The 15106-nt window shown below is 71.6% G+C and carries 10 protein-coding genes; 4 read left to right on the top strand and 6 right to left on the bottom strand.

What is annotated here, in order from left to right; all coding sequences use genetic code 11:
- Positions 1–45 precede the first annotated feature (45 nt).
- Positions 46–1686: a nitric oxide synthase oxygenase gene (locus KIH74_RS22010; protein WP_214157995.1), complete on the bottom strand. Its 1641-nt coding sequence runs from the start codon at positions 1684–1686 to the stop codon at positions 46–48.
- Positions 1683–4562 carry a globin domain-containing protein gene (locus KIH74_RS22005; protein WP_214157994.1) on the bottom strand — a complete coding sequence of 960 codons (2880 nt, stop codon included), beginning with the start codon at positions 4560–4562 and terminating at the stop codon, positions 1683–1685. The genes KIH74_RS22010 and KIH74_RS22005 overlap by 4 nt, the downstream gene beginning before the upstream one ends.
- A gap of 769 nt (positions 4563–5331) precedes the next feature.
- On the opposite strand from KIH74_RS22005, the gene KIH74_RS22000 reads away from it, so the two are divergent.
- Positions 5332–6033: a response regulator gene (locus KIH74_RS22000; protein WP_214157993.1), complete on the top strand. Its 702-nt coding sequence runs from the start codon at positions 5332–5334 to the stop codon at positions 6031–6033.
- An 11-nt stretch (positions 6034–6044) separates the two neighbouring features.
- On the opposite strand, the gene KIH74_RS21995 is transcribed toward KIH74_RS22000, so the two are convergent.
- Positions 6045–6800, bottom strand: a complete 756-nt coding sequence (locus KIH74_RS21995) for a VOC family protein (RefSeq protein ID WP_214157992.1) — start codon at positions 6798–6800, stop codon at positions 6045–6047.
- A 280-nt stretch (positions 6801–7080) separates the two neighbouring features.
- Here KIH74_RS21995 and KIH74_RS21990 point away from each other — a divergent pair, with 280 nt between their 5' ends.
- Entirely contained in the window at positions 7081–7446 is a 366-nt protein-coding gene (locus KIH74_RS21990; protein ID WP_214157991.1) for a hypothetical protein, read from the top strand.
- A gap of 259 nt (positions 7447–7705) precedes the next feature.
- On the opposite strand, the gene KIH74_RS21985 is transcribed toward KIH74_RS21990, so the two are convergent.
- A complete protein-coding gene (locus KIH74_RS21985; protein ID WP_214157990.1) occupies positions 7706–9406 on the bottom strand; it encodes a long-chain-fatty-acid--CoA ligase in 1701 nt (566 codons plus the stop codon).
- Between the two features lie 131 nt (positions 9407–9537).
- Entirely contained in the window at positions 9538–10101 is a 564-nt protein-coding gene (locus tag KIH74_RS21980) for a DUF4334 domain-containing protein (RefSeq protein ID WP_214157989.1), read from the bottom strand.
- A 285-nt stretch (positions 10102–10386) separates the two neighbouring features.
- On the opposite strand from KIH74_RS21980, the gene KIH74_RS21975 reads away from it, so the two are divergent.
- On the top strand, positions 10387–11856 hold the full coding sequence (locus tag KIH74_RS21975; protein WP_214157988.1) for a glycosyl hydrolase family 18 protein: 1470 nt from the start codon (positions 10387–10389) through the stop codon (positions 11854–11856).
- Positions 11857–11950: 94 nt separating this feature from the next.
- Entirely contained in the window at positions 11951–13318 is a 1368-nt protein-coding gene (locus tag KIH74_RS21970) for a carbohydrate-binding protein (RefSeq protein ID WP_214157987.1), read from the top strand.
- A gap of 350 nt (positions 13319–13668) precedes the next feature.
- Here the strand turns inward: KIH74_RS21970 and KIH74_RS21965 are convergent, their stop codons facing one another.
- Positions 13669–14925, bottom strand: coding sequence for a M18 family aminopeptidase (locus KIH74_RS21965; RefSeq protein ID WP_214157986.1), 1257 nt, complete (start codon positions 14923–14925; stop codon positions 13669–13671).
- Positions 14926–15106 lie beyond the last annotated feature (181 nt).

Raw genomic sequence — 15106 nt, 5'->3', positions numbered from 1 at the left:
CACGGTCCCAGCCAACCATGATCTCCCGGTGCGGGTGAGGCTTTCTCAGTGGGCGACCGGGCAGCCGCCGCGGGCGGGGGCGCCCTCGTCCGGCAGATCCCGGCCGGGATCGCGGCCTGGTTCGCGCCCGGGTTCACGTGCGTAGGAGACCGGCATCGCGTGACGGCCGGGGCGGCCCGCCACCTCGGCCGGGTTCGGGTTCACGTTCGGGTTCGCCGGCGGCCCGGTCAGCTGGCCGGTCTCCAGGTCGGCGACGTGCACCGGCACGTCAGGGCGCAGCGACTTCACCGTGAGCCAGTGCTTGACCAGGGCCGCGCCACGTTCCTGCGGCAGGTGCGGCATCGGGTGGCTGGCGTAGCGGAAGCGGGAGCCGACCCGGTTCGCCGTCCATCCGGTGTCGTTGGGCGGCATCTCGCCGTGGGTGGTGAGGTGCCGCTCGCAGAACTTGCCGAAGCCGCTCTGGCTGGCCGACAGGTTGTTCATCTTCATCCGGGCCTTCTTGAACCCGGCCCGGATCGCCCGCAGCGTGGCGATCTCGATCTGCGCCGTCCGGTACTCGTCGAAACGGTCCGTGCGCGAGAGCATCTGCTGATCGACCGGACCGTGGATGGCCTCGCTGACCCGGCCGGCCCAGTCGTAACGGTTCACGTCGAGGAAGTTGGTGGCCAGCTCCTCGTCGACGTACCAGCCGTTGAAGATCAGGCAGTAGCGCTGGCCGGCGATGTCCAGGTCGAAGTTGGTCTGGAGCGGGATGGCCGGCCAGGTCGCGAACGCCTCGCCGTAACCGGAGTCGTCGCCGCCGTCCGGCTCGCTCTCCGGGTGCCGGGGCCAGGGGATGTCGATGAGGAAGCGCTCGCTCTTCGGCACCGTGGCCATCACCAGCTCGCCGTCCGCGCCCATCGCGACCATCGGCAGCAGGTCGAACGTGCCGGGGCGGTAGCCGGGCACCGGCTCGATCAGCCCGGCGCCGCCGTGCGCGCGCACCCAGTCGGTGAGGTCGAGGTAGCCGCCGTCACCGGTCCACCGGCCGCCGGGCAGGCGGTAACCCGCGGGGCGGAGCATCTGCTCGGACACGAACAGCGGGCCGAGCCGCCCCGGCGGGGTCGGGGCGCCGAGCACGGTGATGACCGTCTGCGGCGGCACCGGCGCGGACATCGCGACGTCCGCGTGCTCGACCACGGCGCGCAGCATGTCGACGGCGCTGCGCACCTCCGGCCGGTACTGGATCACGGCGTGCTGGAGCGCGTGCTGGCGACCGGAGCAGCGGTCGGAGTTGATCCAGGAATAGCGCACCCAGAACTGCATCTCGGCCGGGCGCACCTCGAAGGTGCGGCCGGGGCCGACCTCGGCCCGCAGCTCGTTGATGCGGGCCTGGCGGGCCGAGAGATTCAGGTCGCCGGGCGCGAAACCGCAGACCGCCGCCATCTCCTGGTCACGCTCGAGCCACTCGTACATCAGGGCCCAGTCCGCGGCCACCCGGTCCGGGTCGATGCCCGGCCGCTCGGTGTCGTGGGTGAACGCCGTGGTCGGGCGGAACAGCGGGTGCCCGGACGATTTCGGGGACGCTCCCGCCACCGGTGCGGTGGTGCGGACCGCCACCGTGGGGGCGCCCGCCTCGAACGCCGGGACGTCCATCCCCGGGACCGCACCCATGCCCTGGCCGACGTGCAGGTTCTGCTGGCTCATCGCTTGCCCTGCCAGGAGTCGGCCGCCGGGTACCCCGGCTGCGGTTGGGTGTCCCGATCGTCGTCCGCGGCCGGATACTGCTGCTGCGAGCGGTGCGGCTCGTCGATGTACTGCTCGCCGTACGGCTGCCGGGCGTACCGGGCGCCGCCGTATCCCTGCTGGGCATATCCCTGCTGGGCGTACTGGTCGGCGGCGGGCTGCGGGTCGGACCACTGGTCGTCGGCGTACTGGTCCTGGCCCGTCCAGCCGCGGCCCTGCTGCTCGTCGTACTGCTGCTCGTCGTAGGCCTGGGCGTCATCGGCGTACCGGTAAACCGTTTCGCCACGGCTGTTTCCGGAGTGGTCCTGCTGGCGGGCGGGGATCTGCGGCATCGAGCCCGTGCCACCCTGCGCCGGCCCGGGACGCCCGGTCACCTGGCGCATCGACCCCGTCTGCCCGGGCCCGCCCGGCTGTCCCGCCGGCCGTGACGGGAGCCGGCGCACCGGGCCTCCGGCGTCGGGGGCACCCAGCTGACGCATGGAGCCGGTCTGGCCGATGCCGGGCTGCGGACGTCCCACCTGCGGCACGGAACCCGTCTGACCCGCCACCTGCCGCAGGGAGCCGGTCCGGCCGGACCCGCCGGGCCGACCCGGCACCTGCCGCATCGATCCGGTTCCCGGGCCGCCCCGCTGACCGTCCGGCGTCGCGGGCAGCTGCCGCATCGCGCCGGAGTTCGCCGGGCCGCCCGGTTCACGGCCCGCCCCGGCGCCGGGCTGCGCCCAGCCGTCCGTCTGGAGGCCGGTCTGCCAGTGGGCGATCTCTTCCTGGACCCGTTGCACCGGAGCGGTGTCCCCGTAGGCCTGCTCCGAATAGCGCTGATCCGCGGGCCCCTGCCCGGCGTAACCCTGGTCGGCCCAGCCCTGCTCGGCATGGTTCTGGTTAGCCCAGCCCTGCTCGGCATGGTTCTGGTTAGCCCAGCCCTGGTTGGCATGGCTCTGCCCGGCGTAACCCTGCTCGGCGTAACCCTGCTCGGCGTAACCCTGCTCGGCGTAACCCTGGTCAGTGTGGTTCTGGTCGGCGTGGTTCTGATCGGCCCAGCCCTGGTCGGCGTGGCCTTGCCCGGCGTGGTCCTGATCCGCCCAGCCCTGGTCGGCGTGGCCTTGCCCGGCGTGGTCCTGATCCGCCCAGCCCTGAGCCACGTCATCCTGGCCGGTCTGGCCCCGGCCGGCGTAGTTCTGATCGGCCCAGCTCCGGCCCGGGTCGTCCTGCCCGGTGTTGCCGTGCCCGGCGTGGTCCTGGTCGGCCCAGTTCCGGCCCGGGTCGCCCTGGGCGGCGTAGTCCTGGTCGGCCCAGGTCGGGGCCGCGTCACCCTGACCGGTACTGCCGTGCCCGGCGTAGTCCTGACCGGCCCAGTTCCGGCCCGGGTCACGCCGATCGGTGTGGTCCTGGGCCGCCCAGTCCTGGCCTGCGCGGCCCTGATTCGCGGGTCCCTGCCCGGCGTGGTCCCGGTCCGCGTAACCCTGCGCGGCATACCCCTGGCCCGGGTGAGCTTGCCCGGCGTGCTCCTGGCCCGGCCGAGCTTGCCCGGCGTGCTCCTGGCCCGCGTAGCCCTGCCCCGCGTGACCCTGCCCAGCACGGTCCTGGCCCGCGTACCCCTGCTGCTCGGCGCCGGGCTGCGGGTAACCGGGCTGCGGGTGGCCGGAACGCTCGTATCCGGGCCGCCCGTATCCCAGCTTCTCGCGCCCGGAAGGCCCGTGACCCGCCTGACCGCGCCCGGACTGCCCGTGACCCGGCTGGCCGTATCCCGGCTGCGCATAGTCCGGCTGCGCGTAATCCTGCTGCCCGTGGGCGGTGTCGTCGGCGTCCTGCCCGTAGACGGCGAGGCCGTAGCCCTCACGCGCGTCGACGGTCTGGTCGGCGGGGTCCTGGCCGTAGCCGTCGTCCGGGTCACCGCTCTGCCCGTAACCACCCTGATCGGCATGGCCCTGACCGCGGCCGGGCTCCTCGGCCTCGGGCCGGTAGACCGGCCGCGGGGCGAACACGTCGGCGGTCCGGGTCGGGCGGGTGGGCGGGGCGGGGTCGACGGCACGGGCCGCGACCGCGGCCGGCTGGGCGGAGCTCGGCCCACCGCCGGAGTGCCCGGCCAGGAGACGCCCCGACTCGGCACCGGACGACCGGGCGGCACCGTCGTTCCGGACGGCGAGCCCACTCGGCCCGGCCCCCGACGAACCGGCACCAGCGCGACCGGCGGCCGCCTGCTCGTCACGGGCCTGGGCGGCGGCGTACGCCGCGCGCGCTCCGGAGGCCGGTCGCGCGTCCGGCCGGGCTCCGGCACCCTGGGCACCGTGTGTCTCGTTCGCGCGGTCCGGGCCACCGTGCCCGGAACCCGCGCCGGGCTCCACGGCAGCAGCCGCGCCACCGGCCGCGTCCACGGCGTCCGCGGCATCCGCCGCGTCGGCGCCGTCGATCATCACCGCGGCCATCCACTCGTACACGGCCATCCAGCACGAGGCGACCGTCGTCTCCAGATCGCCGCCGTTGAGATGCCGCAGCGCCCGCACCAGGGCGTGGGCCACGTACGGGTAGAGATCGTCGGTGATCTTGTACTTGTCCCGGTGGATCGCCCCCCAGCGACGCAGCTGCACCTCGACCATCTCCGGCCGGTCCAGGTGCTCGACCGTCATCAGGATGGCGTGCAGCAGCCGCTCGCTCTGCGGGTTCATGTCCTCCGGGAACATCCCCCGGGCCGCGGGGACCATGGCGAACAGCTGCCGGTAGAACTCACGGGTCAGCTCGACGTGGTCGGGAGGCAGGGTCTGGAGGCTTCGCCGCACCACGTCGATGGTCCGCGGGTCGAAGGGAGGAAGCTCCTCCAAACGGCGCGGCTCGCGAAACATCCAGTTCTCCCTACAGATTCAACGGGGCAGGGCCACCGGACGGATGCGTCGAAGAGACGTTCTGCTGTCGCAGGCCGTTCTGCAAACAAGTCGAGGACCGTTCTACAAACAAACATCGGTAACATGCAAACCCGACAAAACTTACTTAACATGGCATTCGACCGCCCCGATCGCCCGGTCTTCGGCACCTATGCCCGTGAGCCTCGGCACACCCTCGTTCGGGAACTCCGCGGCAACCCCATTTTCCTTGACCCACAGGGTTGTTCGGGATCACCAATTCCGCCGGGCACAGCCGACACAAAGCCTGTCCGGGCATCACTCCAACAACTGTCGACGCCAGCCGGATTCACGGTCTCGTCAACAATGTTTCCTCAAAGAAACCCTTAAGGCGTAAAACTCGGCAGCTCTGCCCGGTAGTACGGCGAAAAGTGCCTCGGGAGAACAGTTCAGCCCTGCCGCGGCGGAAGATTTCCGCAGCACCCCGGCCACGTGAGAGATGTCACCCGGAGAACCCTGTCGGAATCGACGCGGGTCGGATATCAGGGCGTAGGAATTGACTCTGGCGCGAGGGTGCCCGCGCCACTACGCTTCTCGATCGCCCGGATCCGCCGACACGACGGCAAGAAACCGCGAAGGAGGACGATGGACCGCGCCGGTCGCGCATCACGACGCCGCCGGCATCCGGGAATCGTCTCCTGCGATCCCCGCCCCACATGCGGTCAGTGATCAGACAGCTCCGCTCGGTGACGAAATGCCGGACGGCGCAACCATGACCGGCGAACTCCCGATCCGCACCCTGATCGCCGAGGCCGACCCGCTCCTCGCGGACACCCACGTGGGCTACGTCGGCAGCACCGCAGGGTTCACCGTCAGCGGGCTCGCCCGCACCGGCGCCGAGGTGCTCGGCCACCTGGATCACGCCGCGCACGACCTGATCCTGCTCGACCTCGACCTGCCGGACGTGCGCGGCCTCGACCTGTGCCGCACCCTGCGGGCCGGCGACCGCTCCGTCGACGTCATGGCAGTCACCTCGGCCACCGATCTCGGGCAGCTGCGCGCCGCGGTCTCGCTCGGCATCGTGCACTGCCTGCTCAAACCGTTGCACCCGAGGACGTTCCGGGGCTATCTGCGCTGGTACGCGGGCTTCCGGCAGCGCACGGCGGATGCCTCCGAGCCGGTCACCCAGCGCGACGTGGACTCCGCCCTGGCCCTGCTGCGCCCCGAGACCGGGCCGGAAGTGGCCAGCCCGCAACCCCTCTCGTCTCCCCGAATGATCGACCAGGTGGCTGCCCACCTGCGGCTGACCCGGGCGCCGGTGTCCGCCAACGAGGTGGCCGCGGCGCTCGGTATCTCCCGGGTCACGGCCCGTCACTACCTGGAGGAACTGGCTTCCCGCCGCCTGGCCGCGCAGACCCGCAGCCACGGATCCTCCGGCCGCCCTCGCCACCTCTACCGCTGGAACGGCGCATGAGCGACCAGAATTCAGCCGGGCAGCAGACAGAATTCGTGCCCGTCCGGATCGGCCATGACCACCCACGGAACGTCGCCCTGGCCGATGTCGGCGAGCGCGGCCCCGAGGCCGGTCAGCCGTTCCACCTCGGTGCGCAGGTCGTCGCCGGGTGCCGTGACGAGGTCCAGGTGCACGCGTTCCTTGCCGGCCCGCGGGCGGTAGGGCGGACCGCCCCAGGTGATCTTCGGCCCGCCGTGCGGTGAGCGGATCGCCGTCTCCTCGTCCTGGTCCCAGACCAGCGGCCAGCCCAGCGCTTGACTCCAGAAGCGGCCCGTCTCCGGTGATCCGTCGCCCGAGAGCGCGCCGATGAACCCGCAGCCGGCCAGGAACCTGTTACCGGCCTCGATCACGCACATCTCGTTGCCCTCGGGGTCGGCCAGCACCACCTGCGTGGCGTCGGGCCCCTGGCCCACGTCGAGGTGCCGGGCCCCCAGACCCAGCGCCCGGTTCACGGTACGCCGCTGGTGATCGGGGGTTTCGCTGGTCAGGTCGAAGTGCATCTGGTTCGGGCCGGTGCGTGGCGCCGTGGTCGGCAGGAAACGCAGACGGAACCCCGGATCGGCGGACGCCTCTCGCGGCACCAGCGTGACGATGCCCCGCCGGGCACCGTGATCGGCACCAGCAGCTGGGTCGGCAGCGGGACGCCAGCCCAGCAGCCCGGCCCAGAACGCGGCCAGCTGAACAGGATCGTGGGCGTCGATGCACAGGGCGGCGAGCCGAACGCTCATCAGGATCTCCCGTCGAACGCGGAACCCGGACCGCCAGCCAACCAACCGCCGCACGCCGACGGCAACCGGTTTTCCCGGACCCGGCCCTTCCGAGGACCGACCCGACAACCGCCCACCTGACCGCCCACCTGACCGGCCACCCGACCGGTTACCCGACCGGCCACCCGACCGGCCACCCGACCGGCCACCCGACCGGCCACCCGACCGGCCACACGACTGACTTTCGGCCCTGTGACCGGCCGGACGGCGAGGCGGAGGGTGGAGCCATGGGAGTGACGTCATGGACTCGGATCTGACCTTCATCGCGATCCTGATCGCGATCGGCGCCACGGCGACCGTCTGGGACGTGGTGCAGCTGACACGTCAGCGCCGTCGCCAGCACCAGCACCAGCACCAGCACCAGCACCAGCACCAGCACCAGCACCAGCACCAGCACCAGCACCAGCACCAGCGGCGTTACGTCGCCGCGGACCGCCCCGCTCCGCCGGGCCCCTCCACGCTGGAGGGCGTTCTGGCCCACCAGGTGCTCACCGGGGTGATCACCGCCGGGCAGTACCAGCGGGCGATGGCCGCGGCCGCCCTGCGCGAGTCGGCCCGCCGCCCCCTGGACCTGCCTCCCGACCTCGGGCCGCCCAGTCTCCGCTGAGAATCCGCCCGATCACCGCCGAAACCGCCTGACCCCGGCCAACCTCGATCCGCTCGATCGGACCCGCCCGAACCCACCTGCGAATGCAGCAGTTCCGAAGAACCTCCCGCAGGTTCCGCGGCACCCTTCATCACACAGAAAATCATGGACGACGCAAGGCCCGCGCGGCCTCAGCGTCGTCCCTCATTTTCACCCGCCGGCGCCCGGACGACGAACGGCGTCGGACCCGAAAGCCCGGCGCCGTCCACCATTTTGGACTCTACGGCTGCTGGTCGATCTCGCGGACCAGGTCGACCACCTCGCGGCGCAGCACCTTGCCCATCTGGTTGACCGGCAGCTTCTCGACCACGACGAACCGGCGCGGCACCTTGTAGCGGGTCAGCGACTCACGCAGGTAGGCGGCCAGCGCCTCCCGGTCGACCTGCTGCCCCTCGGCGGGCACGACGGCCGCCACCACCTCGTCGCCGTTGTGCTCGTGCGGCACCCCGACCACGGCCGTGTCCTGCACCGAGGGGTGCTCGCGCAGCACCGCCTCCACCTCGGACGGGTACACGTTGAAGCCGCCGACGATGACGACCTCCTTGATCCGGTCGACGACCGTGAGAAAGCCGTCCTCGGCCATCGTCACGATGTCACCGGTGCGGAACCAGCCCTCGTCGTCGAGCACGGCCGCGCTCTCCTCCGGCCGGTCGCGGTAGCCGCCGAACACCTGCGGCCCCCTGACCACGAGCTCACCGCGCTCGCCGAGCGGCACCTCCTCGCCGGGCTTGTCCGGGTCGACGATGCGGACCTGGGTGTCGGGGAACGGGATCCCGATCGAGCCGGGACGCCGGGCCGGGCTCATCGGGTTGCCGACCACCACCGGGCCGGTCTCGGTCAGCCCGTAACCCTCGACCAGGTGGCCGCCGGTGCGCTTCTCCCAGGTGTCGACCAGGTCGGCGGGCAGCGACATGGCGCCCGACAGCGAGTACTTCATGCTGGTCATCGGCACGCCGCGGCGGGTGGCCTCCTCCAGGATGCGCCGGTAGATCGGCGGTACCCCGGGCACGAAGGTGGGGCTGCGGCGCCCCAGCGCGTCGACCATCAGCGCGGTGTCGGGCTTGGGCAGCAGCACCAGCTCGGCGCCGATCCGCACGCCGGCCAGCACACCGATGGTGAGGCCGTAGGCGTGGAACAGAGGCAGCGACGACAGGAATATCTCCCGGCCCGGTGTCAGCTCGGGGATCCAGTCGACGCCCTGCGCGCAGTTGGCCACGATGTTGCGGTGCCGTAGCGGTACACCCTTGGGGGTGCCACTGGTGCCGGAGGTGTACAGCAGCACCGCGACGTCGTCGGGGCCGGGACGCGGGTGGTCAGCGGCCAGCGGCGCGGCGGAGGCGATGCCGGCGAACCGCGGCAGGCCGGCCGGCACCGGCGCCGTCATCTCCTCGCGGGTCTGCCGGGCTCTGGCGATCGGCAGCCTCAGCGCCAGTCGCTTGGCCAGGGGCAGGTCGAGAGTCATGTCGACGGCCACCAGCGTGCGCAGCTTCGTGTTCGGGTCGGCCCGGATCGGCTCGACGGTCTTCACCGCCTTGTCCCACACGATGGCCACCTCGGCGCCGTGGTCGGCGAACGGGGCCCTGAGCTCACCCGTGGTGTACAGCGGGTTGTGCTCGACCGCGGTGGCGCCCAGGCGGATCACGGCGTGCAGCGCCACCAGGTGCTGGGGGCAGGTGGGCAGCAGCAGGGCCACGTGGTCGCCGGCCTTCACCCCCAGACCGCGCAGTCCCTCCGCGACCCGGGCGACCTGCTCGCCGAAGGCCGCGTAGCTGGTGCGGCGGCCGAGGAACTCCAGCGCGGGCCGGTCCCCGTGCTGTTCGACGGTGCGGTCGAGCTGGTCGACCAGGGTCTCCTCGCCGTACTCCAGGTGGAGCCGAACGCCCGGACCGTACGAGCCGGCCCAGATCGCTTCGTCGGGCACTGCGGACTCCTTCGCGACGTCAACAACCTACGGAAACGTAGGTTACCGCGACGAGGGCGGTGCTTCGCGCGCAGCAGTGCCCTTTTCGGTGCGGGGACGACGTGAGGGCCATGCGGAACCCGGCGCGGCTCTCAATCGTTTCGGCCGCCCGCGACCCGGCGGTGAAGGGCGAAGAGGTAGGGCGGGTCGACGCCGCGCAGGTCCATCACGCCGAGCAGGGTGTCGGGACCGACCCGGCGGAAGTGGTCGTTCACCGGCAGCGCGTCGTACTGCATGGCGCCGCTCAGCACCCCGCGGTACTCGATCATCCGCAGCCGCGCCCGCGGCCGGCCGGTGCGCATCAGCGGCAGCGCGGCGAACGAGAGACGGCGCAGCAGCGGGTTTCTCATCAGCCCGGGATGCCGGGCCGCCAGTCCCAGCGGCAGCAGTGCGGGATTGACCCGGAACTGCCCGGCCCGGTGCGCGAACACCAGCGGGTCCACGGTCTCCGGATCGTGAAAGTGCTTGCCCTGCCAGCCCGCCGCCTCCAGGATGCCGTCGAGCGGATGGCCGGTGCGCAGTTCGCAACCACGCCAGTCGCCGATCATCTGCGCGAGCGACACCGGGGGCAGGGCGTCGAACAGCGCCAGCCCCTCCCGGGCGGTGGTGCCGTCGCGGAGCCAGCGCTCCAGGGTGCTGCTCGCCTCGTCCGTCATGGCGCCCCCTCTCTTCCCCGAGCCTCTCACCCGGAATGCCGGGCGGCCACGGCAACGGCATGATCCTTTTCGGACGGCGGGCCGCGGAATTGACTCGCGGCCGAAAAACCGGGTTAACAACCATGACTTAGAAAGCGCGCGCGAGAACCGTTCAGCGCCGGAAGACCGCCTGGCGGGCGCGGATACACGACCGCTTCCCTTTGACCCGATTCCATTGATATCTTTATCGAAGCAATTACTTAAGGCTCCTCACTAATCATGACTCCCGCCCTGAAGGGGAACGCCATGAAACGTGTTCGAAGGGCCGCGTGGGCCCTGCCCGCGGTCGCCACGCTCGCCCTGCTCATCCCGGTCGGGGTCCAGTCCAGCGCCCGGGCCGCACAGACCTCCGCCCCCGCCGCCCGGGCCGCCGCCGCCTGCACCGGGGCCGCCTGGGCCTCGAACGTCGCCTACAACGGTGGGGCCGTGGTCACCTACGGCGGCCACACCTGGACCGCGAAATGGTGGACCTACGGCGATGTTCCGGGCGCCAACGCGCAGGACGTGTGGGTGGACGGCGGGGCCTGCGGCGGCACCGACCCGACCACTCCCCCCACCACGACACCGCCGACCACGCCTCCCACCACCACGCCACCTACGACCAGCGGCAAGAAGGTGATCGGCTACTACACCAACTGGAGCACCTACCAGCGCAACGTGCAGGTCAAGTACCTGGACACCAGCGGCGCCGCGGCGAAGCTGACGCACATCAACTACGCCTTCGGCAACGTGACCGGCGGCAAGTGCGTGATCGGTGACGCCTACGCCGACTACCAGAAGACGTTCACGGCCGCCGACTCGGTCAGCGGCACCGCCGACACCTGGGACCAGCCGGTCGCCGGCAACATCAACCAGCTGCGCCAGCTCAAGGCGAAATATCCCAACCTGAAAGTGATCTGGTCGTTCGGCGGGTGGACCTGGTCGGGCGGTTTCGGGCAGGCCGCGGCCGACCCGACGGCCTTCGCCAAGTCGTGCCGCGCCCTGGTGGAGGACTCCCGCTGGGCCGACGTGTTCGACGGCATCGACATCGACTGGGAGTACCCGAACGCCACCGGGCTCACCACCGACACCAGCGGCTTCGACGCCTACCGCAAGCTGATGGCCGCGCTGCGCACCGAGTTCGGGTCCGACCTGGTCACCTCGGCGATCACCGCCGACGGCACCTCCGGCGGCAAGATCGAGAAGGCCGACTACGCCGGGGCCGCGCAGTACGTGGACTGGTACCTGCCGATGACCTACGACTTCTACGGCGCCTTCGACGCCGACGGCCCGACCGCGCCACACTCGCCGCTGACCGGATACACCGGAGCACCCACCCCGGGCTTCGACGCCAGCACGGCCATCGCCAAGCTGAAGAGTATCGGGATCCCCAGCGGCAAGCTGCTTCTCGGCATCGGCTTCTACGGCCGCGGCTGGACCGGGGTGACCCAGTCGGCACCCGGCGGGTCGGCCACCGGCCCGGCTCCGGGCACCTACGAGGCGGGCATCGAGGACTACAAGGTGCTCAAGACGAAATGCCCGGCCACCGGCACCGTCGCCGGCACGGCCTACGCGAAGTGCGGCAGTGAGTGGTGGAGCTACGACACACCCTCCACCATCGCCGGGAAGACCGCCTACGCCCAGCAGCAGAGCCTGGGCGGGGCGTTCTTCTGGGACATGTCCGGCGACACCTCGGACGCCGAGCTGACCAAGGCCGTGGCCAACGGCCTGAGCTGAGTCACCCTGTCCGGCGCCCGGTTCCGTGGGGGTGGGTCACGGAACCGGGCGTCCTCGCACCGTCACGTGAACTTCGACGAAGAGGATCACCGTCATGGGCAAGTCACGCTTTCCGGGCGCCTTCACGGCTCTCGCCGTCGTCGCCTCGGCCGTCGTCGCCACCTCTCTGGGCGCGGGCACCCTGCCCGCCCGGGCCGCCGGTGCCGCCGTCCCCGCTCCCCCGGCCGGCTTCACCACGGTCTGGTCCGACGACTTCAACGGCACCGCGAACACCCTTCCGGCGTCGTCCAACTGGCTGTTCGACCTGGGGCACGGCTACCCAGGCGGGGCGGCCAACTGGGGCACCGGCGAGATCGAGGAGATGACGAACTCCCCGCAGAACGTCAGCCTCGACGGCAGCGGCAACCTGCGCATCACCCCGCTGCGCACCGCGGCCGGCACCTGGACGTCCGCCCGGATCGAGACCCAGCGCACCGACTTCGCCGCACCCGCGGGCGGCGTGGTGCGCTTCGAGAGCCGCATCCAGCTGCCGAACGTCACCGGAGCCGCCGCGCAGGGCATCTGGCCGGCGTTCTGGTCGCTGGGCGCGGCCTTCCGCGGCAACTACACCAACTGGCCGGGCGTCGGCGAGATCGACGTGATGGAGAACGTCAACGGCCAGAACACCGGCTACGGCACGCTGCACTGCGGGGTCGCGCCCGGCGGGCCGTGCAACGAGTACAACGGGCTCAGTGGCAACAAGTCCGGGTTCAGCCCCACCCTCCAGGGCGGATTCCACACCTACGCGGTGGAACTCGACCGCAGCACCTCGCCCGAGCAGCTGCGCTGGTACATCGACGGGCAGCAGTTCCACAGCGTGTCGGCGAGCCAGATGGACGCCACCACCTGGAACAACGCCACCCACCACGGGTTCTTCCTGATCCTCGACGTGGCGGTCGGCGGCAGCTGGCCGGGCAGCCCGACGGCCTCCACCGCGTCCGGGGTGCCGATGGTCGTGGACTACGTGACCGTGTCACAGAAGGCCGGCGGCACCACCCCGCCCCCGGCGTCCGGAACCCGTGACGCCTACGGCACCATCCAGGCCGAGAGCTTCGACAGCCAGTCCGGCACCCAGGTGTTCGACGTCGACGGCGGCGGGCAGAAGCTGGGCGCCATCGCGAACGGCGACCAGGCCCGGTACAACGGCGTGCAGTTCGGCACCTCGGCGGCGCACACCTTCGTGGCCCGGGTGGCCTCGGGGGCCGCGACGGGGATCAGCGGCCTGATCGAGGTGCGTCTCGACAGTGCCACCGCCGCACCGGTTTCCACCATCTCGGTGGCCGGTACCGGAGGCTGGCAGAGCTATCTGGACGTGCCCGGGTCGCTGTCCGGGGTCACCGGCACCCACGACGTGTACCTGACCTTCGCCTCCGGCCAGCCGAACGACTTCGTCGACCTGGACAGCTTCACCTTCCGGCACTAGAGCGAATCATGGACGGCGGAACACCTTTCCCGGTGTTCCGCCGTCCGTCATCGGCCGTCGTGATTCAGGCCGGGAGGTGCCAGACCTGGTTGAGGTTGCCGCCGCTACAGTCCCAGAGGAACACCCGGTCGCCCGCGGCCGGAACGTCGCCGGACGTGGTGAGGCAGCGGCCCGTTGCAGTCCCACAGCTGCACGCCGCCACCGTTCTCCGGCTCCACCGCACCGACGTCGAGGCACGTGCCGCCCGGACCGGTCCGGCGAATTCACGGTTCGTCCTTGGCCTGCTGCGCAAAATGGTGGACGGCGCCGGGCCTTTCCGGGCCCCGCGCCGTCCATGATCGAAGGTGGTGTCAGTCCGGGTCGCCGAGGAAGGCGGTGGCGGCGACGGCCATGTGCCCCGGGTCGTCGGCGCCGCACAGCTCACGGGCGGAGTGCATGGAGAGCACGCCGATGCCGACGTCGACGGTGCGGATGCCCAGGCGGGTGGACAGGATCGGGCCGACCGTCGATCCGCAAGGAACGGTGTTGCGGGCCACGAACACCTGGTTCGGCACACCGGCGTTCGCGCAGGCCCGCCGCCAGGCCGCGGCGCCCGGGGCGTCGGTGGCGTAGCGCTGGTTGGAGTTGACCTTGAGCGCCGGGCCGCCGTTCGGGAAGGTCAGGTGCAGCGGGTCGTGCCGCTCCAGGTAGTTGGGGTGCACGGCCTGGGTGACGTCGACCGAGAGGCAGCGGGCGACGGCGAAGGCCTGCCAGCGCCGGTCCGCACCGCCGGCCAGGCGGGTCAGGACCTGTTCGAGCAGCGGGCCGCCGGCGCCGGTGGCGGAGCTGCTGCCGACCTCCTCGTGGTCGAAGCCGACCATGACCGGGATCGTCGCCGGGCCGGCCGCGACCGCGGCGAGCAGGGCGCTGACGCCGGCGTGCAGCGAGGCCTGGTTGTCCAGGCGGGGACTCGCGAACAGCTCGCCGTCCCGCCCGAGCCGGGCCGGGGGCGTGGGATCGTGGACGACGAGGTCGTGCCCGGCCACCCGGTTCGCCTCGACCCCGGCCTCGGCGGCGAGGAAGTCGATCAGGTCGCCGTCGGTCACGTCGCCCAGGCCCCAGACCGGCAGCAGATGCCGGTGCGCGTCGAGCTTGAGGCCCTGGTTCACGTCGCGGTCGAGGTGGATGGCCAGCTGCGGCACCCGCAGCAGTGGGCGGTCGACGTTCACCGGCACCACGGTGCCGTCGAGCAGCGCGAGCCGCCCGGCCAGACCCAGGTCGCGGTCGAGCCAGGAGTTCCACAGCGGGCCGCCGTAGACCTCGATCGCGGCCTGGCGCCACCCCAGCGAGCCGGTGTCGGGCTGCGGCTTGATCTTCAGGGTGGGTGAGTCGGTGTGGGCGGCGTAGACCCGGATCGGGGCCCGGCCGGTGTTCTCGCCGACGTACCAGGCCAGCAGCGTGCCGTCGCGCACCAGGTAGCGGCCGCCGGGCGAGTCGTCCCAGTCCTGGGTCTCGACCTGCTCGGTGAACCCGGCCTCGGACAGCCGGCGGACGCACTCCGCGACGGCGTGGTACGGCGTGGGCGAGGCGGCGATGAAGGCGGCGAGGTCTGCTACGGGATCGGTCACGATCAGGCTGGTCCTTTGCTCGGTGGGCGCGAGCAACTTTACTGGCCCTCTCGCCCCCGGTGCGCGTCACCCTGCACCCCACCAACGCCTTGCTGACCTGCGGAGCAGCGAAACCGCCGGGATCACCCTCCGGAACCTGCCGATCAGCCCGGGTCGCCGACCCCCGGCCACTACGTCCGGG

The organism is Kineosporia corallincola (assembly GCF_018499875.1).
Lineage (GTDB): Bacteria > Actinomycetota > Actinomycetes > Actinomycetales > Kineosporiaceae > Kineosporia > Kineosporia corallincola.
Note: the sequence above shows the minus strand (reverse complement) of the source record. Positions and strands in the feature narration are given on the sequence as shown.